Origin of the sequence: Bradyrhizobium sp. 170 (genome assembly GCF_023101085.1) — a bacterium.
Taxonomy (GTDB): Bacteria; Pseudomonadota; Alphaproteobacteria; order Rhizobiales; family Xanthobacteraceae; genus Bradyrhizobium.
In genome coordinates, this window is record NZ_CP064703.1 from 5,744,957 (window position 1) to 5,762,320 (window position 17,364).

14 protein-coding genes are annotated in these 17,364 nt (G+C 63.3%); 7 read left to right on the forward strand and 7 right to left on the reverse strand.

Annotated elements, in window-relative coordinates:
* Nucleotides 1-15: 15 nt before the first annotated feature.
* From IVB05_RS26735 to IVB05_RS26755, 5 genes are all read left to right on the forward strand, one after another.
* Complete coding sequence (locus IVB05_RS26735) at nucleotides 16-837, forward strand: ABC transporter permease (protein ID WP_247778960.1); 822 nt, start codon at nucleotides 16-18, stop codon at nucleotides 835-837.
* On the forward strand, nucleotides 834-1,814 hold the full coding sequence (locus IVB05_RS26740; protein ID WP_247778961.1) for an ABC transporter ATP-binding protein: 981 nt from the start codon (nucleotides 834-836) through the stop codon (nucleotides 1,812-1,814). The genes IVB05_RS26735 and IVB05_RS26740 overlap by 4 nt, the downstream gene beginning before the upstream one ends.
* A complete protein-coding gene (locus IVB05_RS26745) occupies nucleotides 1,807-2,844 on the forward strand; it encodes an oligopeptide/dipeptide ABC transporter ATP-binding protein (RefSeq protein ID WP_247778962.1) in 1,038 nt (345 codons plus the stop codon). The genes IVB05_RS26740 and IVB05_RS26745 overlap by 8 nt, the downstream gene beginning before the upstream one ends.
* A 285-nt stretch (nucleotides 2,845-3,129) precedes the next feature.
* Nucleotides 3,130-4,125, forward strand: a complete 996-nt coding sequence (locus tag IVB05_RS26750) for a nitronate monooxygenase family protein (protein ID WP_247778963.1) — start codon at nucleotides 3,130-3,132, stop codon at nucleotides 4,123-4,125.
* Between the two features lie 77 nt (nucleotides 4,126-4,202).
* Nucleotides 4,203-5,171, forward strand: a complete 969-nt coding sequence (locus tag IVB05_RS26755; RefSeq protein WP_247778964.1) for a zinc-binding dehydrogenase — start codon at nucleotides 4,203-4,205, stop codon at nucleotides 5,169-5,171.
* 122 nt (nucleotides 5,172-5,293) lie between these two features.
* On the opposite strand, the gene IVB05_RS26760 is transcribed toward IVB05_RS26755, so the two are convergent.
* The 3 genes from IVB05_RS26760 to IVB05_RS26770 form a co-directional block, all read right to left on the reverse strand.
* Entirely contained in the window at nucleotides 5,294-5,476 is a 183-nt protein-coding gene (locus tag IVB05_RS26760) for a hypothetical protein (protein ID WP_247778965.1), read from the reverse strand.
* Nucleotides 5,473-6,471, reverse strand: coding sequence for an aldo/keto reductase (locus tag IVB05_RS26765; RefSeq protein WP_247778966.1), 999 nt, complete (start codon nucleotides 6,469-6,471; stop codon nucleotides 5,473-5,475). The genes IVB05_RS26760 and IVB05_RS26765 overlap by 4 nt, the downstream gene beginning before the upstream one ends.
* 304 nt (nucleotides 6,472-6,775) lie before the next feature.
* On the reverse strand, nucleotides 6,776-8,269 hold the full coding sequence (locus tag IVB05_RS26770) for a serine hydrolase (protein ID WP_247778967.1): 1,494 nt from the start codon (nucleotides 8,267-8,269) through the stop codon (nucleotides 6,776-6,778).
* A 1,100-nt stretch (nucleotides 8,270-9,369) separates the two neighbouring features.
* On the opposite strand from IVB05_RS26770, the gene IVB05_RS26775 reads away from it, so the two are divergent.
* Both IVB05_RS26775 and IVB05_RS26780 read left to right on the forward strand, forming a co-directional pair.
* Nucleotides 9,370-10,746: a cation-efflux pump gene (locus IVB05_RS26775; protein ID WP_247778968.1), complete on the forward strand. Its 1,377-nt coding sequence runs from the start codon at nucleotides 9,370-9,372 to the stop codon at nucleotides 10,744-10,746.
* A gap of 193 nt (nucleotides 10,747-10,939) precedes the next feature.
* The gene (locus IVB05_RS26780) at nucleotides 10,940-13,243 is read left to right on the forward strand and encodes a PAS domain-containing sensor histidine kinase (RefSeq protein WP_247778969.1); all 2,304 of its coding nucleotides are present in this window, start codon (nucleotides 10,940-10,942) and stop codon (nucleotides 13,241-13,243) included.
* Nucleotides 13,244-13,251: 8 nt separating this feature from the next.
* Here the strand turns inward: IVB05_RS26780 and IVB05_RS26785 are convergent, their stop codons facing one another.
* The 4 genes from IVB05_RS26785 to IVB05_RS26800 are packed head-to-tail and all read right to left on the reverse strand — an operon-like array spanning nucleotide 13,252 to nucleotide 17,364.
* Entirely contained in the window at nucleotides 13,252-14,037 is a 786-nt protein-coding gene (locus tag IVB05_RS26785; protein WP_247778970.1) for an ABC transporter permease, read from the reverse strand.
* Nucleotides 14,034-14,903, reverse strand: coding sequence for an ABC transporter permease (locus IVB05_RS26790; RefSeq protein ID WP_247778971.1), 870 nt, complete (start codon nucleotides 14,901-14,903; stop codon nucleotides 14,034-14,036). The genes IVB05_RS26785 and IVB05_RS26790 overlap by 4 nt, the downstream gene beginning before the upstream one ends.
* A gap of 57 nt (nucleotides 14,904-14,960) precedes the next feature.
* Nucleotides 14,961-16,016 carry an ABC transporter substrate-binding protein gene (locus IVB05_RS26795; protein WP_247786957.1) on the reverse strand — a complete coding sequence of 352 codons (1,056 nt, stop codon included), beginning with the start codon at nucleotides 16,014-16,016 and terminating at the stop codon, nucleotides 14,961-14,963.
* A 40-nt stretch (nucleotides 16,017-16,056) separates the two neighbouring features.
* Nucleotides 16,057-17,364 (reverse strand): FAD-dependent oxidoreductase, encoded by a 1,308-nt coding sequence (locus IVB05_RS26800; protein WP_247778972.1) that lies wholly within the window; start codon nucleotides 17,362-17,364, stop codon nucleotides 16,057-16,059.

Below are 17,364 nucleotides of genomic sequence, written 5' to 3' on the forward strand. Positions count from 1 at the left end.
GGCGGGGCGGCCGCGATGAAGCTCGGAACCAGTCTCATCATCGGCGGGGCGTTGTTCGCGCTTGCGATCTTCGTCGGCCTGCTCGCGCCCTGGTTGGCGCATACGGACCCCGTCATGGATGCCAACCTCATGAATGCCGAAGAGCCACCGAGCTGGATGTGGTGGTTCGGCACCGACGCGCAGGGCCGCGACATTTACTCCCGCGTCGTGTACGGCGCGCGCATCTCGCTGACGGTCGGCATCGTCTCGCAGCTCGTCAATAGCGTCATCGGCGTGACGCTGGGCTTGACCGCGGGCTATTGGGGCGGCTGGTGGGACGACTTCGTCAATGGGTTGACCAATCTGATGCTCGCGATCCCCTCGCTGATCTTCGCGCTTGCCATCATGGCGGTCCTTGGACCCGGCCTGACCAGCCTGCTCATCGCGCTCGGGTTGACCAACTGGTCCTTCACTTGCCGGATAGCACGGGCGTCGACGCTGTCGCTCAAGAGCCAGGGCTACGTACAGGCGGCAAGAGTGCTCGGCTACGGCGATCTGCGCATCATGATCACGCAGCTGCTGCCGAACATGCTGGGACCGATCATTGTCATCGGCACGCTGGGCATGGGCGGCGCGGTATTGGCCGAAGCCGCCCTTTCGTTCCTTGGCCTCGGAATCCGCCCGCCTTTTCCAAGCTGGGGCAGCATGCTGTCAGAGGCCCGCGACCAGATCACAACGGCGCCGTGGCTCTCGATTTTCCCCGGCCTCGCCATATTCTTGACGGTGCTCGGCCTCAACCTGCTCGGCGACGGCTTGCGTGATATTCTCGATCCACAGTCGCGGAGCCGGCGCACATGACGGGCCCTCCCCTGATCGAAGTCAAGGATCTGTGCATCGATCTCAATGACGGATCGAGCCATGTTGCGGCGGTCGAGGGCGTTTCATTTTGTATCGATCGTGGCGAGACATTCGGCCTTGTCGGCGAATCCGGCTGCGGCAAGAGTATTACAGCGCTCGCCTTGATCGGCCTGTTGCGCCAGCCGCTTTCGATCGGCGCCGGCGCCATCCGATTTGAGGGCCGGGAGATCCAGGGACTTCCGGCGGCCGAGCAACGCGCGCTGCGCGGCAATCGCATCGCCATGATCTTCCAGGAGCCGATGACGGCGCTCAATCCGGTCTCGCCTGTTGGCCGGCAGATCGCGGAGATGTTCGTGCTGCACAAGGGCAAGAACTGGCGGGAAGCCAATCAGCTGGCCGTCGAGGCGCTGGCGAGCGTCCGCGTCCCCGCCCCCGAGCGACGGGTGAAGGATTACCCGCACCAGCTTTCGGGCGGCATGCGTCAACGCGTGATGATCGCCATCGCACTTGCATCCGGGCCGGATCTTCTGATCGCCGACGAGCCGACAACCGCGCTCGACGTGACGGTGCAGGCGGAAATCATCGAGCTGATGCGGAATTTATGCGCCGAGAGAGGCACGGCTATTTTGATGATCAGCCACGATCTGGGCCTGGTCGCCAACGTCTGCCGCCGCGTCGCCGTCATGTATGCCGGTCGCATTGTCGAGGAGCGCGGCTCGGCCGATATCTTCCGCGTACCCGCACATCCCTATACGCAAGGCCTGGTCGACTCGCTGCCGCGGCTGGGGAGTAGAGCTGCACTTGGCCGGACGCGGCTCAGGGAGATCGCGGGCGTCGTACCGGCGATCGCGGATTTCCCGGACGGTTGCCGATTCAATCCGCGTTGCGCGCGGGCGACCGACATTTGCCGGACAACCGCGCCGGAGATGACATTGCTCGGTGCAGGCGGACTAGTCAGGTGCCATCACCATGCATGAGCCTGCGGGGAGCCCTGGCGATGATGTCATCCTCAGCGTGGAGGATCTCGCGGTCCATTTTCCGGTCGGTGGTGGCTTGCTGGGCGGCGGCCGGCGGCTGTTACGTGCGGTCGACGGCGTCAATCTCGAACTGAAGCGCGGTGAATGCCTCGGTCTCGTCGGCGAATCCGGTTGTGGCAAGTCGACTGTCGCACTTTCGATACTTGGTCTGCAGATGCCGACGCGCGGCCGCATCGTGCTGGACGGGCAGGTCGTGACGGGCCGGCCATCGGGCGATCGAAAGGCACTGGCCCGCATCGTACAGATGGTGTTTCAGGATCCCTACGCCTCGCTCAATCCACGCCAGACCGTTCGTCGCACGCTTGAAGCCCCGCTGCGCCTGCATGGCGTGACGGCCGAAAGCGAGATCGATGGACGCGTTGCGGCGATGCTCAGGCATGTGGGCCTGCGGCCCGAACAGGCTGGCCGCTACCCGCATGAATTCTCGGGCGGCCAGCGTCAGCGCATCGGCATCGCTCGCGCGCTGATCCTCAATCCCAGGATTGTGATCTGTGACGAACCTGTATCGGCGCTGGATGTTTCCATCCGTGCCCAAATCATCAATCTGCTGTTGGAATTGAAGGAAACCCTCGGCCTCTCCTACATTATGATCAGCCACGACCTCGGCGTTGTCGAGCACATGAGCGACAGGGTCGCCGTCATGTATCTCGGCCGTATTGTGGAGACAGGCGACTGGCGTGAAATCTTCGAACGGCCGGCGCACCCGTATACGCGAACCCTTATCGCCGCCATTCCCGATCCGCTACGTCGCGCACCGCTCGCGACGACAAAGGGCGAGCTTCCCAATCCGCTAAGTCCGCCGGACGGATGTGCGTTCAGTCCGCGCTGTCTTTACGCCGAGGCCGTGTGTCATCGCCAGCCTGGGCCATCGCTTGAAACGCGTCCCGATGGACACTCGGTCCGGTGCTGGCGAGCTGACGAGATCGGCGGTCAGACGGCGTTGGCCTCGACCGAAAGCTGGCATTCCTAGGACGGACGGCACGTCTGCCATGGGTCCGCAGCATGCTGGCTCTTATCGGGTAATCCCGGAAAGGCCGGACACGATGCGGAAATGTCCGCCCGGCGGAAACAAAAGCCCCGCTTTTGCATGATTGCGTTGCCCTGATCCCTGCCCTGCCCGGTAGACTTTTGCGGGGGGCGACGGCATCCTGCGCCTCGAAATCTCACAAAAGACGTGCGCGGGCGACCTGCGGGCGAAAATGACAGGAAAGAGCATTTTCCAATTGGAAAATGCTCATGGAAACAGAGGGCAGATATGATCAAGACGCGATTCACCGAGCTCGTTGGCGTTGAGCACCCGATCGTTCAGGGCGGCATGCAATGGGTCGGCCGCGCCGAGCTCGTCGCCGCCGTCGCCAATGCCGGCGCGCTCGGGCTGATCACCGCGCTGACGCAGCCGACGCCGGAAGATCTCACACGCGAAATCGCGCGCTGCCGCGACATGACCGACAAGCCGTTCGGCGTCAATCTCACCATTCTTCCGGCGATCAAACCGCCGCCATATGCCGAGTATCGCCAGGCCATCATCGAGGCCGGTATCAAGATCGTGGAGACTGCCGGCAACAAGCCGCAGGAACACGTCACCGAATTCAAGAAGCACGGCATCAAGATCATCCACAAATGCACCAGCGTCCGTCACGGGCTGTCGGCGGAGCGGATGGGCGTCGATGCGCTGTCGATCGACGGTTTTGAATGCGCCGGCCATCCCGGCGAGGACGACACGCCCGGCCTGATCCTGATCCCGGCCGCCGCCGACAAGATCAAGATTCCGATGATCGCCTCCGGCGGCTTCGGTGACGGCCGCGGCCTCGTCGCGGCCCTCGCGCTCGGCGCCGAGGGCATCAACATGGGCACGCGCTTCATGTGCACCAAGGAAAGCCCGATTCATCAGCTCGTGAAGGAGCGCATCGTCGCCAACGACGAGCGCGAGACCGAATTGATTTTCCGTACCATGCGCAACACCTCGCGCGTCGCCAGGAACGCGATCTCGACCAAGGTGGTGGCGATGGAGAAGGAAGGCGCGAAGTTCGAGGACGTCCGCGAACTCGTCGCCGGCGCCCGCGGCAAGATGGTTTATGCTACCGGCGATGCCGACGAAGGCATCTGGTCGGCCGGCCAGGTCCAGGGCCTGATCCACGACATTCCGACCTGCGCCGAACTGGTGTCGCGCATCATGCGCGACGCGGAAGCCATCATCCAGAGCCGGCTCGAAGGCATGATGTCGAGCGCCCGGCGTCAAGCCGCCGAATAGGCGGTTGACGACAGTATAAGGACAGGCCGCCGAATAGACGGCCTGCACCTCCAATATAAATACAAAGAGAAGAGCCCATGAAAGCCTATGTCTACGGCGCCAATGGCGCTGAAATCGCCGACGTCGCAAAACCTTCTCCGAAGGGCACGCAGGTGCTGGTCAAGGTCCATGCCTGCGGCCTCAACCGCGCCGATCTCGGCATGACCAAGGGTCATGTGCATGGCGCGGCCGGCGGCGTCGGCACTGTGCTCGGCATGGAATGGGCGGGTGAAGTCGTCGAGCTTGGGCCCGATGCCAAGGGCGTCAAGGTCGGCGACAAGATCATGGGCTCGGGCGGCGCGGCGTTCGCCGAATACACGCTGGCCGATCACGGTCGGCTGTTCCGCGCGCCCTCGAACATGAACTTTGAGGAAGCCGCCACCCTCCCCGTCGCGCTCGCCACCATGCACAATGCGGTGGTGACCAACGGCGCGCTGCAGCCGGGACAGTCCGTGCTGATCCAGGGCGCCAGTTCCGGCGTCGGGCTGATGGCGATGCAGATCGCAAAATTCAAGGGCGCAAAACTCGTGATCGGCTCGTCGACGGATGCGATGCGCCGCGGGCGGCTCAAGGAGTTCGGCGCCGATCTCGCGATCGACTCCAGCGATCCCGGCTGGGTCGACCAGGTGCTGAAGGCAACCAATGGCGAAGGCGTCGACCTGATCGTCGACCAGGTTTCGGGCAAGGTCGCGAACCAGAATCTCGCCGCAACGAAGGTCAAGGGCCGCATCGTCAATGTCGGCCGGCTCGGCGGCACCCACGCCGATTTCAATTTCGACCTGCATGCCGCCCGCCGCATCAACTATATCGGCGTCACCTTCCGCACCCGCACCATCGAGGAAGTCCGCGAGATTTTTGACGAGGTCCGGAAAGACATCTGGGGTGCGGTGGAATCCCGAAAACTGCAATTGCCGATCGACAAGGTCTATCCGTTCGCGGAGATCGGTACGGCATTCGAGCACATGGAAGCGAACAAGCACCTCGGCAAGATCGTGGTGACGTTCTAAATGCGTGTCCTGGACGCGGTGCAGCGTCCCCCGGGCGATGCGAAGCATCGTCCGGTACGCTGCTCCGCAGAGCCGGGACCCATGCGCAAGTGGACCCCGGATCATCGGTGTGAAATGGAGCTTCACTGCCCGAAGCGGCGAAACGCGGCTTCGACCTCTGTATCGGTTGCGAATTGGCGGCGCTTGGCTTGCGTAAGCCCTTCCAGCACGGCGGGAAGATGCGCGGGATCGATTTCCTCCGGCTCGCTCAGATTGCGTGCGCCTGCCAGTTCCAGCCTGCGCCGTCGGTGAATCCGCCCGATCATCGTGCCTCGCCGGAGAACGCCTGCCTCAACTCTGACAGCCGGTCGAGCGCGGCTTGCGGCAGCGGGCCTTTTTCGGCCGCAGTGAGCGCGTCCTCGAACTGTTGCGGCGTCGCCATGCCGACCAGGATCGTGCCCATCGCCGGGTGAGACAGCGCAAACCGCGTGGCGGCTTCGGTCAGGCTGGCGGCGAAGCCCTCCTCTATCAGCGGCATCAGGCGGCGCGCGCGATCGATATCGGCGTCGTAACTCATCGCCGACCCGATCGGCTCGGGCGCCGGCCCCGCGATCGGATGACGCTCGGCCGAGCCCGACAATGCGCCGCCGGCCAGCACGCGGATACCAACGACGCCAACGCCGGCGGCCTCGGTGTAGTCGAACAGCCGTCCATAATCCTGCGCCGGATAGCGCGCCGGCAATTCGCAGGCCGCAGACGGATTGAGCATGTTGTAGACGACCTGCGCGCTGTCGAACACGCTGATATCGATCACCTGATGCAGTGCGGCCGTGTCGCCGATTGCCGTCATCCCGAGGAAACGAATCTTCCCCTGCTGACGCAGGCGCTCGAACGCCGGCACCAGTTCGTCGAGCACCTGCCGGACGCTCAGCGCCGATCCGCCTCCGTTCCCGGTAATCGGATTGTGCAAATGAAGAATGTCGACCCGGTCAAGCCGCAGCCGCGCCAGACTGCCTTCGAGCGACATCCTGACGGCATCATAAATGCGGCCGACCTCGCTGGCCGGCACGCGAACCTTGGTGCCGACGACCACTTCGGCCGGCTTCAACTTTTGCAAAACGCGGCCAAGGTTCTTTTCCGACTCGCCATCGCCGTACAGCACCGCAGTGTCGAAGTAGTTGACGCCGGCGGCAATCGCGCGTGCGACGGTCCGCTCCTGATCGGCAGCATCGCCGCGTACCATCAAACCGCCCACCGCGCCGCAGCCGAAGCCCAGCACCGAGAGCCGCATTCCCGTGCGCCCAAAGACCCGCAATTGCATTGGTGTTCCCTCCGGCTGATCTGGAGATTATGCGATGTCGAATACCGGTTGCTCAACCCTGATATTTTGCGGCTGTAATGATCAGCCCCCACTCTTGGATTTCGGCTTTCTGAAATGCGATAGAACTGCGATCCTGCCTGTTAACGACTGTGATCTTTCTGGATGTGAGTTCATGCCCGACGGGGAGAACGCAAAGCGCAGCATGATTGGCATGTCTCATTTCCCAACTGGACCGATAGCCTCGTTCACACGATTTCCAGTATTTTTACTTTCCTCGCTTGTCCGTTGGCCCTCTGCTGTCAAACTATTGGGCTCGGGCCTTTTGTGCTTTTGGCACCGCCTCGATCAACAGCGCGAGCGCCTTGCTGAAGCCTGAAGCGGGGTAAGATTCGCCCCGAGAGTGCGCGAGACGCACGACGACGAGATCGTGCGAGGGAATGACCAGCGTGGTCTGCCCGCCAGCGCCCGCCATGTAATAGGCATCGCGCGGGACTGGATATTGCCCGTCGCCGTTGAGCCAGAAAAAAGCGCCATAGATCGGCCGATTGTCCGCGGCCCAGGCGGGCGCAAGCGTGCTGACGAATGTGGTGTAACCCTCTGGGAGAATGCGCTCACCGTTCCAAACGCCCCCCTGAAGATAGAGATTGCCAAGCCGCGCCCAATCGCGCCCGGAGCCCACCTCGTAACCTTGCCCCAGAAAATTTCCGAACGGATCAGTTTCGATCACCATGGTACGGATGCCGAGCTTGTCGAACAGCACTCTTTGAGGAAATGCGAGATATTCGCCGCCGCTTTTTTCGACACCGAGCCGGATCAGATAGTTGATCAGGACCGGATCGGTGTTGCGATAGCGTCCGACCGTGTTGGGAGGCCATTGCAATGGCCGTGTTGCCGCGTAGTGAAAGGAATCGATGCCGCCGGTATAAAGATAGACGTGATCCGGGTAAGGCCCCGTTGGATCATGATCCGGGTCTTGGGGCGCCCTGATCCGGAGCCCGCTCGACATGTGAAGGAGATCTGCAATGCGTATTTTGGCGCGCGGGTCGCCGGGGGTTTGCCATTCAGGGATCGGCGCCGGCTGCTCCAAGTTATAGACGCCGTCTTTGACCAGAATGCCAAGGAGCGTTGCCGTAACGCTCTTGCCCATGGACCAGCTTTCGAGCGGTGTTTGCGCCGTGACACCTTCCGCGTAGCGCTCGGCAATGAGACGGCCTCTCCACGTCACAACGAACGCCGCGGTCAATCCTTCGGCCGGCTGGAACGCGGCATTCACGGCAGCCTTGAGTTTCTCGGCGTCGATCTCCGTCGGCAACGGATCCTGCGGCAGCATGTCGCCCATGGGCCACGGTTGGGTCGCGGGATCGGGCAATCGGCTCTCGACGGCGACCGGCTTGAAATTCATGGCGCTCTTGCCGATCGGGAACGTGACGCAACCCTGGCTCCCGAGATGTTTGGCCGTCCGGGTCACGCCGTTAGGAAGCGTGACGTGGACCGCCTTGTTGGCGCGATCGATGACCGGCTTGCCGAGCTTCGCGCGCTGTCCGTAGGGCGCCGTGAAAAACCCGACATTTTTGGCCGCGAAATCGGGCGCAAGGCCGGTCATGAATACCGCTGAGCACATGACCTTCGCATATCCGGCGGCATGATGCGTCAAGGGGTCGCCTGGCGGTGGCACATAGGGCGTATCGAGTTCGAATGATTTCGCGCGGGCGATGAGCGCGTCTCTGGTGGGAGCCTGCGCAGCCGCCGCTGTACCGGTGAGAGCCACAAGAATCGCCACCAAAAGACCCTTGTTCATGATCGCTCCCGCGATAAGCGAACGATAATCGTCTGGTTCAATTGCTGCGCATGCAACACATCAAGATGCCCTAACGCGTATCTGAAGGAGAGTATGGCCAGCCCTCGCGGCGCAGGATATCAGATCCGCGGCACAAGTGCTCGGCCGCTGGTAGCTCGCGCATTCGCGCAACCCATTTGGAGGTCGTCGAGCTAGTGCCAGCGACCGACGTTACGGCCTCTTGTTCTGCCCGTCGGGCAAAATGGCCGATGCGCGGCAAATCGATTTTCCGTAGCGACTTCAACGTGATTTGCCCCGTCCAGTCTCGATTGAAAAAATATACTTCTTCGCGCGAGACCCAAATCACCCCTACAACTCCCGCCATCCCGTCCCGGTAGAGGGGCGTTGGCCATCGTCACGAACGTTGGGGCGGGACGCGGTGGACGCGGCAGCGTTGGGCGCGTGGTGGTGTTCGCAGGGCGGGCCTTGGTCCGTGAGCGAACACAACGTGCGGACGACTGGCGCTGAAGCGTACGGCAAAGCCGTGTGGTCCTGGCACCCGTTGCTGGTGTCAAGCTGGCGGAGGAAAAGTCGACCCAACCGGGTTTCGACAATCCATCAATCCGCCGGCGACGGAGGCAAAAGGAATTCGTCTCCGGGGAGAGCGCGGTATAAGCCGTCAAACCACTGCGCAGGGAATGCCGGGCTGCTCCGACTGTACCTGTATGCTCGTGTGCGTTCTCTTTGCGCTATTTGCACACGAGACCGCGGGTGCAGCAAGCACCCGGCATTCCCTGCGCCCTCTTCTTCTGGGCGAATGATTTTGCAAACCTCGGGCGCAAATGCGCTGCGAGATGGCGGACACATATCTATCCACGTCGTCCCGGCCAAGCGAAGCGCGAGCCGGGACCCATAACCACGAATGTCTATGTCACGCGACGTTGCAGCTACAGCTTCATCTACAACAGGCATCGGTGGCTATGGGTCCCTGCTTTCGCAGGGACGACGCGGTGAATCTCAACTCAGAACAATTCGCAACAAATCGCTCCTGCAAGTGATTGGCGATTGCGCCTCCGACGCTCGCCTTTAATCTTGGACAACGCCCTGCTAAACCGCCGCCCATGAGTCATACCCCCACCATCAAGACCAATGTCGCGGCGATCTCGATCTTCGCCAGCGCCGGCATGGCTGCGGCGAAATTCGCCGTCGGCATTGCGATCGGCTCGCTCGCGCTGATCTCCGAGGCCCTGCACTCCTCCGTCGACGTGGTCGCCACCGTCATCACCTGGCTGGTGGTGCGGGTCTCTGACCAGCCCGCCGATGAGGAACATCATTACGGCCACGGCAAGTTCGAGAGCCTGTCGGCGCTCTTTGTCATCGCGCTGCTCTATGTGCTGGCCGGCGGCATCCTGGTCGAATCCTGGAGCCGCCTGCGCGAGGGCGCCCCGCCCCCGACGCTCTCGGCCATTCCCTTCGTGGTGCTGGTGATCGATATCGCGGTGAATTTCTGGCGCGCGCGGGCGCTGCATCGCACCGCGCGCGCGACCCGAAGCCAGGCGCTGGCAGCGGATGCGCTGCATTTCGCCTCCGACGTACTTGGTTCGACCGCCGTCATCATCGGTCTCGTGCTGACCGGGCTCGGCTATGCCTGGGGCGATTCGGCTGCCGCCATCGCGGTTGCCGTGATGATATCGATCCTGGGCCTGCGGCTCGGGCGCTCCACCATCGAAACGCTGCTCGATCGGGCGCCGGAGGGCGCTTCGGAAAAGGCCATCGCCGCGATCCGCTCGGTGCCCGGCGTGGTCGGCGTCGAGCGCCTGCGGGTTCGCATGGTCGGGCCGACGCATTTCATCGATGCCATCGCAAAGGTGCCGCGCACCTACCCGATCGATCGCGTCGAAGCCATCAAGAAGACCGCACAGGCAGCGGTCACTGAGGCGCTCGGCGACGCCGACCTCACCTTCACGGCCGTGCCGGTCGCGCGCGACAATGAGAGCGTGCGCGAGCGCATCATGGTGATCGCCCGCAATTCCGGCCTCGCCATCCACCATGTCACCGTACACGACCTCGGCGAGAAGCTGATCGTCGGCATCGACCTCGAGGTCGACGGCGACATGGAGCTTGCGGCGGCCCACGAGGTTACTCGCGTGCTGGAGCGAAACGTCCGCGAGGATTTTGGCGAGGACGTCGAAGTCGATACCCACATCGAGCCGCTCGAACCGGAACTGCCGCACGGCACCGACGCCGCGCCCGAGCGCGTCGAGACCATCAAGGCCGCGCTGACGCGCTTTGCCGGCAATGGCGCGATCCACGACATCCACAATGTGCGGGTGCGCGACACTGACGCGGGCGAAGTCGTTAATTTCCATTGCCGCGCCGCGCCGTCGATGAGCGTCATCAAGGTGCACGAGAACGTCGACGAGATCGAGCGCGCGCTGCGCCGCGCCTTTCCGTCGATCAAGCGCGTGATCAGTCATGCCGAACCACCGCGCGCGTAGTTTTGCGGGCACGTTCCCGTTTCGGACTCGCTCCGCCGACGCCTTAATTCGCGTTGGACAAGATTTATTTCGAATTAACGAATCGTTGACTCTCGACAGCCTCAAAAAACTGGATTCAAATCGCTGTGATTCGGAATGACGCGGGGTTCCTTCCGGACAATGTGCAAAAGAGCCTTCGGCGGGGGTCTAAAGCATGGCGCGCGCGCATGCGGCGAACGCATGTGTTCAATCCGACTCGATCAAGGGATTGGCACAGTCGATCGCAAAACCTGCCTATCACCGGCTGCTCACCGCAGAGCCGGCGCTTCGTCGCGCCGTGCCGACGCTCATCATTGCCTTCCTGATCACCATTTGCCTCGGCGCCTTCGTGCAGGTAATCGACCAGAGCCGGCAAAAACGTGCCGCCATGAAGCGTGACCTCTCCGCCCTCACCGATCTGTTGGCCGAACGCCTCGACCGCCTTGCCGCCGTCCGGCAGGACCGCGTCGCCAATATCGAGCGGCTGCAGAGCCTGCTGCCCGACCTGATTCCGGCCTGGGGCGTCGCCGCCGGCCGCCATGTCATCATCACCGGCGCCGATCACCGGATTCTGGCCCGCGTGCCGGTCGAGGGCAGCCTTGGCGACAACGATCGCATCCTCGACGTCATCAGCACGGCGCAACTGCTCGCCGCCCCCGCCCAGCAGGGCGTCGTCAACGACATGACGCTTCCGAACGGCAATGGCGCCATGGCAATCTCGCGGCTGGTCAAGTCGCTGCCGGGCCAGGTCATCGTCATCCAGGAAAAGAACGAGCCGCTGTGGGGCTCGGATGCCGCATTGTCGGTGACGCTGTCGGCCACCACGGGCTTCGTCGTGCTGATCCTCGGCTTCGCCTTCCACTGGCAGTCGACCCGCGCCCGCGAGGGCGATCTCATCAACGACGCCGTGCGCGGCCGGATCGACACCGCGCTCAACCGCGGCCGCTGCGGATTGTGGGACTGGGACCTCTCCCGCGGCCGGATTTTCTGGTCGGCATCGATGTTCACGATGCTCGGGCTCGACTCCCGCAACGACCTCCTCACCTTCGGCGAAGTCAACGCGCTGGTGAAATCCGACGACATCGACCTGTTTGCGATCGCCGACCAGATGATCGCAGGCCAACTCGACCACATCGACCAGAGCTTCCGCATGCAGCACACCGGCGGCCACTGGATCTGGCTACGGGTGCGCTGCGAGCTCAGCCAGACCTCGGCCGACGGCGGGTTGCATTTGATCGGCATCGCGGTCGACATCACCGAGCAGAAGAGCCTCGCCGAGAAGACCGTGGAGGCTGACCTCAGGCTGCGCGACGCGATCGAGACCATCCCGGAAGCCTTCGTGCTGTGGGACGCGGAAGACCGCCTCGTGCTCTGTAACTCGCACTTCCAGCGCCTGCACAAACTGCCGGATACGGCGGTGACCCCCGGCACGTCGTACGAGACCGTGATCGAGGTCGGCAGCATGCCGGAAGTGCGCACCCGGCTGCAGGAGACCGGCGCGCAGGCGCCGGGAGCCCGTACCTTCGAAGCGCAGCTCGACGACGGAAGCTGGTTGCACATCAGCGAACGCCGCACCAAGGACGGCGGTTACGTCTCGGTCGGCACCGACATTACCCGCATCAAGGAGCACGAGCAGAAGCTGATCGAAAACGATGCCCGCCTGCGCGCCAACGTGATCGACCTGAAGCGCTCGCAGGCCGAGCTCGCCGACCTCGCCGAAAAATACTCGCAGGAAAAGAATCGCGCCGAGGAAGCCAACCAGGCGAAATCCAAATTCCTCGCCAATATGAGCCACGAACTGCGCACGCCGCTGAACGCCATCATCGGCTTCTCCGAGATCATGGGCAGCGGCATGTTCGGCGTGCTCGGCTCCGACAAGTATCAGGAGTACTGCCACGACATCCTCACATCAGGGAAATACCTGCTCGAAGTCATCAACGACATCCTCGACATGTCGAAGATCGAAGCCGGCCGCATGAAGCTCGACATGGAGCATCTCGATTTGTCGAAGATACTGGCGGAGTCGCTGCGCGTGGTCTCGGGACGCGCCGAGGACAAGCAATTGACGCTGGACGCCGATATCGAAAGCACCATTTCCGTGATGGCCGACCGCCGCGCGGTCAAGCAGATCTTCGTCAACCTGTTGTCCAATGCCGTGAAGTTCACCCCCGACGACGGCAGGGTCACCGTGCGGAGCCACGTGCTGCCCAACTCGATCGTGCTGATGATAGCCGACACCGGCATCGGCATTGCCCCCGCCTCGCTGCGGCGGCTGGGCAATCCGTTCGAGCAGGTCGAGAGCCAGCTCACCAAGACCTATCAGGGTTCGGGCCTCGGCCTTGCCATTGCGCGCTCGCTGACCAGCCTGCATGGCGGAACGATGCGGCTGCGCTCGAAGCTCGGCACCGGCACCGTGGTGCGCATCACGCTGCCGCGCGAGGCGCGCTCAATCGAGCCAAGCAATCAGGTCGCCGCCTGACTTCCCGCTCACGCGCCCTTCTTTGACCGGCTGGTCGCAATCAGGACCAGCATGAACGAGACCGCGGTCATCAGCGTGCTGATGGCCGCAATCGTCGGATCGATCTCGTCGCGGAGCGCGGTGAACATCCGCTTGGTCAGCGGCTGATACTGGCCGCCGGAAATGAACAGCGCGACGATGGTCTCGTCCATCGCGGAGATGAAGGCGAAGATGCCGCCGGCGATCACGCTGGGCTTGATCTGCGGCAGCGTCACCACGAAGAAGCTGCGCAGCCTGTTCATGCCGAGGCTGCGCGCGACCATCTCCTGCGTGGCATCGAAACTCTGCAGCCCCGCCGCGACCGAGATGACGACGTAGGGCAGACCGAGCATGACATTGGCGAGCACCAGGCCGGTCATGGTCGCGGCCAGGCCGACCTTGGCGAAGACGAAGAAGATGCCGACCGCGGTGATGATGATCGGCACCACCAGCGGCAGCAGCAGGGTCATGTGAACGACCCGCATGATGCGCCATTTCGACTGGCTGATCGCGTAGGCCGCGGCAACGCCGAGCGGGGTCGCGATGACCACGGTGAGTACGGCAACCGTCAGCGTCACGCGGGTCGCCTGCATCCAGGCCGGATTGCCGATATATTCCTGATACCAGCGCAGCGACAGCGATGGCGGCGGAAAGCTCAGGTAGCGCGCGGCCGAGAACGACATCGGCGCGATGATCAGGATCGGCAGGATGAGATAGAGCAGCACCAGTGCGCAGGTCACGACCAGGGCAATGCGGAACGGGCGGGACATCGTCATTTTTGCCCCAGCACGCGATCGAGCGGAATGAAGCGGCTGACAACGAAGAAGATTACGCCGACCGCGACCAGCAGCACGACGCCGACGGCGCTGGCCGCACCCCATTGGTCGTAGAGTTCGACATTGCGGCTGACAAGCATCGATATCATGATGGTGCGGCCGCCCCCGAGCAGTTCCGGCGTGATGTAGAAGCCGAGGGTGAGCACGAAGACCAGCGTACTGCCCGCGAGCACCCCGGGCAGCGAGAGCGGCAGAAATATCCGCCAGAAGGTGAGCAAGGGACCGGCGCCGAGACTGGCGCCGGCCAGCATCAGATCGCGCGGGAACTGCTGCATGGTGGCGTAGAGCGGCAGCACCATGAACGGCAGCAGGATATGCAGGGTCGCAACGACGGTGCCGAAAGTGTTGTGGACCAGCGCCAGCGGCTCGTCGATCACGCCGAACTGGCGCAGCAACTGGTTGATGACGCCGGTCCGCTGCAGCAGCGCGAGCCAGGCATAGGCGCGGACCAGCACACTGGTCCAGAACGGCAGCACCACCAGCGCCAGGATGATGATGCCCCACCTTTTTGGCGCGACGCTCGCCGCATAGGCTATGGGATAACCGAGCAGCAGCGCCAGCAGCGTCACCAGCAGGCTGATTTGGAACGTTAGCGCAAAGCTGCGCCAGTAGATGTCCTCGCTCCAGATCCGGCGGTAATTCTCGAGCGTAAAACCGTTGTGATAGACCGACTGCCAGGCGAGCCAGCCGACCGGCAGCACGACCAGCAGCAGGATCACGAGCAACGCCGGCAGCGCCAGCGCCAGCATCAGGCGCTGTTCGCGGCGTTGGTGGAGTACCGAGAGGTCCTGCACGGGGCTGCTCATTGTGATCCTGCAATGGCGCGGAATGCGAACGCACTCCGCGCCCAGTTGCCGACGAGACTACTTCTGCATGAAGCCGACCCAGCGTTTTTCCGCCGCCTCGCCCGCAGGCGACGACCACCAGGCGTAGGACATCAGCGCCTGCTTAGCCGCGTTTTCCGGCGCGCTCGGCAGTTGCGCGACACGCTCCGGCTTGATGACGCCGGTATCGAAGGCCTTCGGGTTGGCCGGGCCGTAATCGATATGCAGCGGCAGATTGGCCTGGTGGACGGGATCGACCGCCTCGTTGAGGAAACGGACGGCGGTCGCGAGATTGGGTGCGTCCTTGAGAATGCAGAGCGAGGTGCTCTGCAGGATGCCCTGATTGTAGGTATAAGCGACCTTGGCGCCTTCCTTGGTCAGCGCGCTGACGCGGCCGTTCCAGGCCATCACCATGTCGACTTCGCCGTCATTGAGGAGCTGCGCGGATTGCGCGCCCGAGGTCCACCACACCGTGATATTGGGCTTGATCTCCTCGAGCTTCTTGAAGGCGCGGTCGACGTCGAGCGGATAGAGCTTGTCGGGCGCGACACCGTCGGCCATCAGCGCGGCCTCCAGCGTCGCAATCGGATGGTTGCGCAGCGCGCGGCGGCCCGGGAACTTCTTCACGTCCCAGAAATCGGCCCAGCTATTGGGCGCGGACTCTGCCGAGAATTTCTTCTGGCTGTAGGCGAGCACGCTCGAATAGAATTCGTAGGCCACCGAGTAAGGGGAACGATAGGCCTCGGGCATCGCGGCCCCGTTTGGCAATTTCGAAAAATCGAGTTTTTCGAGCAATCCCTGCTCGCCGCCGCGCAGGCAATAACCCGTCGGCACATCGACCACGTCCCAGGTCGGCTTGCCGCTGGCGACCTGCGATTTGATCGCGGGCCAGGCGTCGGGGATGCTGTCCTGGTTGATGGTGATACCAAGCTTCTTGGCGGAGGGGTCGAGGATCGCGACGGTTTGCGCCTTCTGATAGGCACCACCCTGGGACACGAAGGTGATCTGGTCCGCATTGGCCGGAAGCGCCGAGAGCGTCGCGAGGACACCAAGGGAAACGCCGAGCAGTGCACGCCGGCAGCAAGATGCAATCATCATGTTCAACCCCTCTTGTTATGACCGGGCGTTAGAACCCCTAACGCCCGATCGCATCCAGAAATTGGTACCAGCCGGCCACCGCGCGGACGGCTGGCTCGCGGAACGGATAGAATGGAATAGTCTTGAGACGGCCAGCATCGAGCAGGCCGAGATCGACCTTCTCCGCGCGCACGAGGGCCGCGAGGTAGCGGCCCATCAGGCTCGACATCGCGACGCCGGCGCCGTTGTAGCCAACCGAATAAAAGGTGCGATCATCGAGACGGCCGACATGCGGCACGGAATCGAGCGTCATCGCGACGAGACCCGACCATTTGAACGCGAGCGGAATATCCGCAAGCTCCGGGAAGATGCCGACCATCGCCTTGCGTAGCGCCTCGAACGCGCTTTCCGAATCCTGCTTTCCGAAGGCGCCGCGACCGCCGAAGATGACGCGGTCGTCGACCTTGCGGAACCAACGCATCATCCGCTTGGTCTCTGTGTAGGTTCGCCCCGTCGGCATCAGGCTGCCGGCGAGGTTCGGTGACAGTTTTTCGGTAGCGATGAGAGCGCTGCGGAACGGCACCAATGTGCGTTGCAGCCGCACCGTCGCCGATGTCAGGTCGGAATAAGAGTTGGTGGCGATGATCGCCTGACGCGCGCGCACGCTGCCGCCAGGCGTCTCGGCAATAACGCCATCGCCGTCGCGACGGAGCGCGAGCGCAGGGCTTTCCTGGAATATCGGCACACCGCGCTGCGCAACACCTTTAGCGAGGCCACGCAGGTAGTTCAGCGGATGGATGCCGCCGGAGCCCGGATTGAGCACCCCGCCGACAAAGCCCCGCGATCCCGTCTCTTCGCGCACCTGATGGGAATCAAGAATGCGGACCTCGGTATCGCCCATCTCCCGCTTCATCCATTCGGCTTCGTCGATCGCGGACCTGAGCGTCGCCTGATTGTGCGCGGCCTTGACCTGCCCGCTGCGCGTCAATCGCGCGCTCTCGATGCCAAATTCGGACACCAGCTCATCGACCATCTCGACGGAGTCATGCGCGATCTCATACATGCGCCTGGCCATGGCGCGGCCGTGACCTGCATCGATGTCGCGGAACGAGAGGCGGAACTTGGCGGTGATGACGCCTCCATTGCGGCCGCTCGCGCCCCAGCCGGGATGATTGGCTTCGAGTACGACCGGCGAAAGACCGCCCTTCGCGAGATGATGCGCGGCCGACAGCCCCGTATAGCCCGCGCCGATGATGACGACATCGGCCTTTACGTCGCCGGCAAGCTTCGGAAAGGCGGGCAACGGCTCCGCCGTGTCCGCCCAGAGCGAGGCGGCCGGTGCCATTGGGGTCCAGACCTCTGCCAT

Coding starts and splice junctions, on each gene's coding strand:
- IVB05_RS26735 (WP_247778960.1), top strand. CDS start 16: ATGAAGCTCGGAACCAGTCTCATCATCGGCGGGGCGTTGTTCGCGCTT.
- IVB05_RS26740 (WP_247778961.1), top strand. CDS start 834: ATGACGGGCCCTCCCCTGATCGAAGTCAAGGATCTGTGCATCGATCTC.
- IVB05_RS26745 (WP_247778962.1), top strand. CDS start 1,807: ATGCATGAGCCTGCGGGGAGCCCTGGCGATGATGTCATCCTCAGCGTG.
- IVB05_RS26750 (WP_247778963.1), top strand. CDS start 3,130: ATGATCAAGACGCGATTCACCGAGCTCGTTGGCGTTGAGCACCCGATC.
- IVB05_RS26755 (WP_247778964.1), top strand. CDS start 4,203: ATGAAAGCCTATGTCTACGGCGCCAATGGCGCTGAAATCGCCGACGTC.
- IVB05_RS26760 (WP_247778965.1), bottom strand. CDS start 5,476: ATGATCGGGCGGATTCACCGACGGCGCAGGCTGGAACTGGCAGGCGCA.
- IVB05_RS26765 (WP_247778966.1), bottom strand. CDS start 6,471: ATGCAATTGCGGGTCTTTGGGCGCACGGGAATGCGGCTCTCGGTGCTG.
- IVB05_RS26770 (WP_247778967.1), bottom strand. CDS start 8,269: ATGAACAAGGGTCTTTTGGTGGCGATTCTTGTGGCTCTCACCGGTACA.
- IVB05_RS26775 (WP_247778968.1), top strand. CDS start 9,370: ATGAGTCATACCCCCACCATCAAGACCAATGTCGCGGCGATCTCGATC.
- IVB05_RS26780 (WP_247778969.1), top strand. CDS start 10,940: ATGGCGCGCGCGCATGCGGCGAACGCATGTGTTCAATCCGACTCGATC.
- IVB05_RS26785 (WP_247778970.1), bottom strand. CDS start 14,037: ATGACGATGTCCCGCCCGTTCCGCATTGCCCTGGTCGTGACCTGCGCA.
- IVB05_RS26790 (WP_247778971.1), bottom strand. CDS start 14,903: ATGAGCAGCCCCGTGCAGGACCTCTCGGTACTCCACCAACGCCGCGAA.
- IVB05_RS26795 (WP_247786957.1), bottom strand. CDS start 16,016: ATGATTGCATCTTGCTGCCGGCGTGCACTGCTCGGCGTTTCCCTTGGT.
- IVB05_RS26800 (WP_247778972.1), bottom strand. CDS start 17,364: ATGGCAGAGGTCTGGACCCCAATGGCACCGGCCGCCTCGCTCTGGGCG.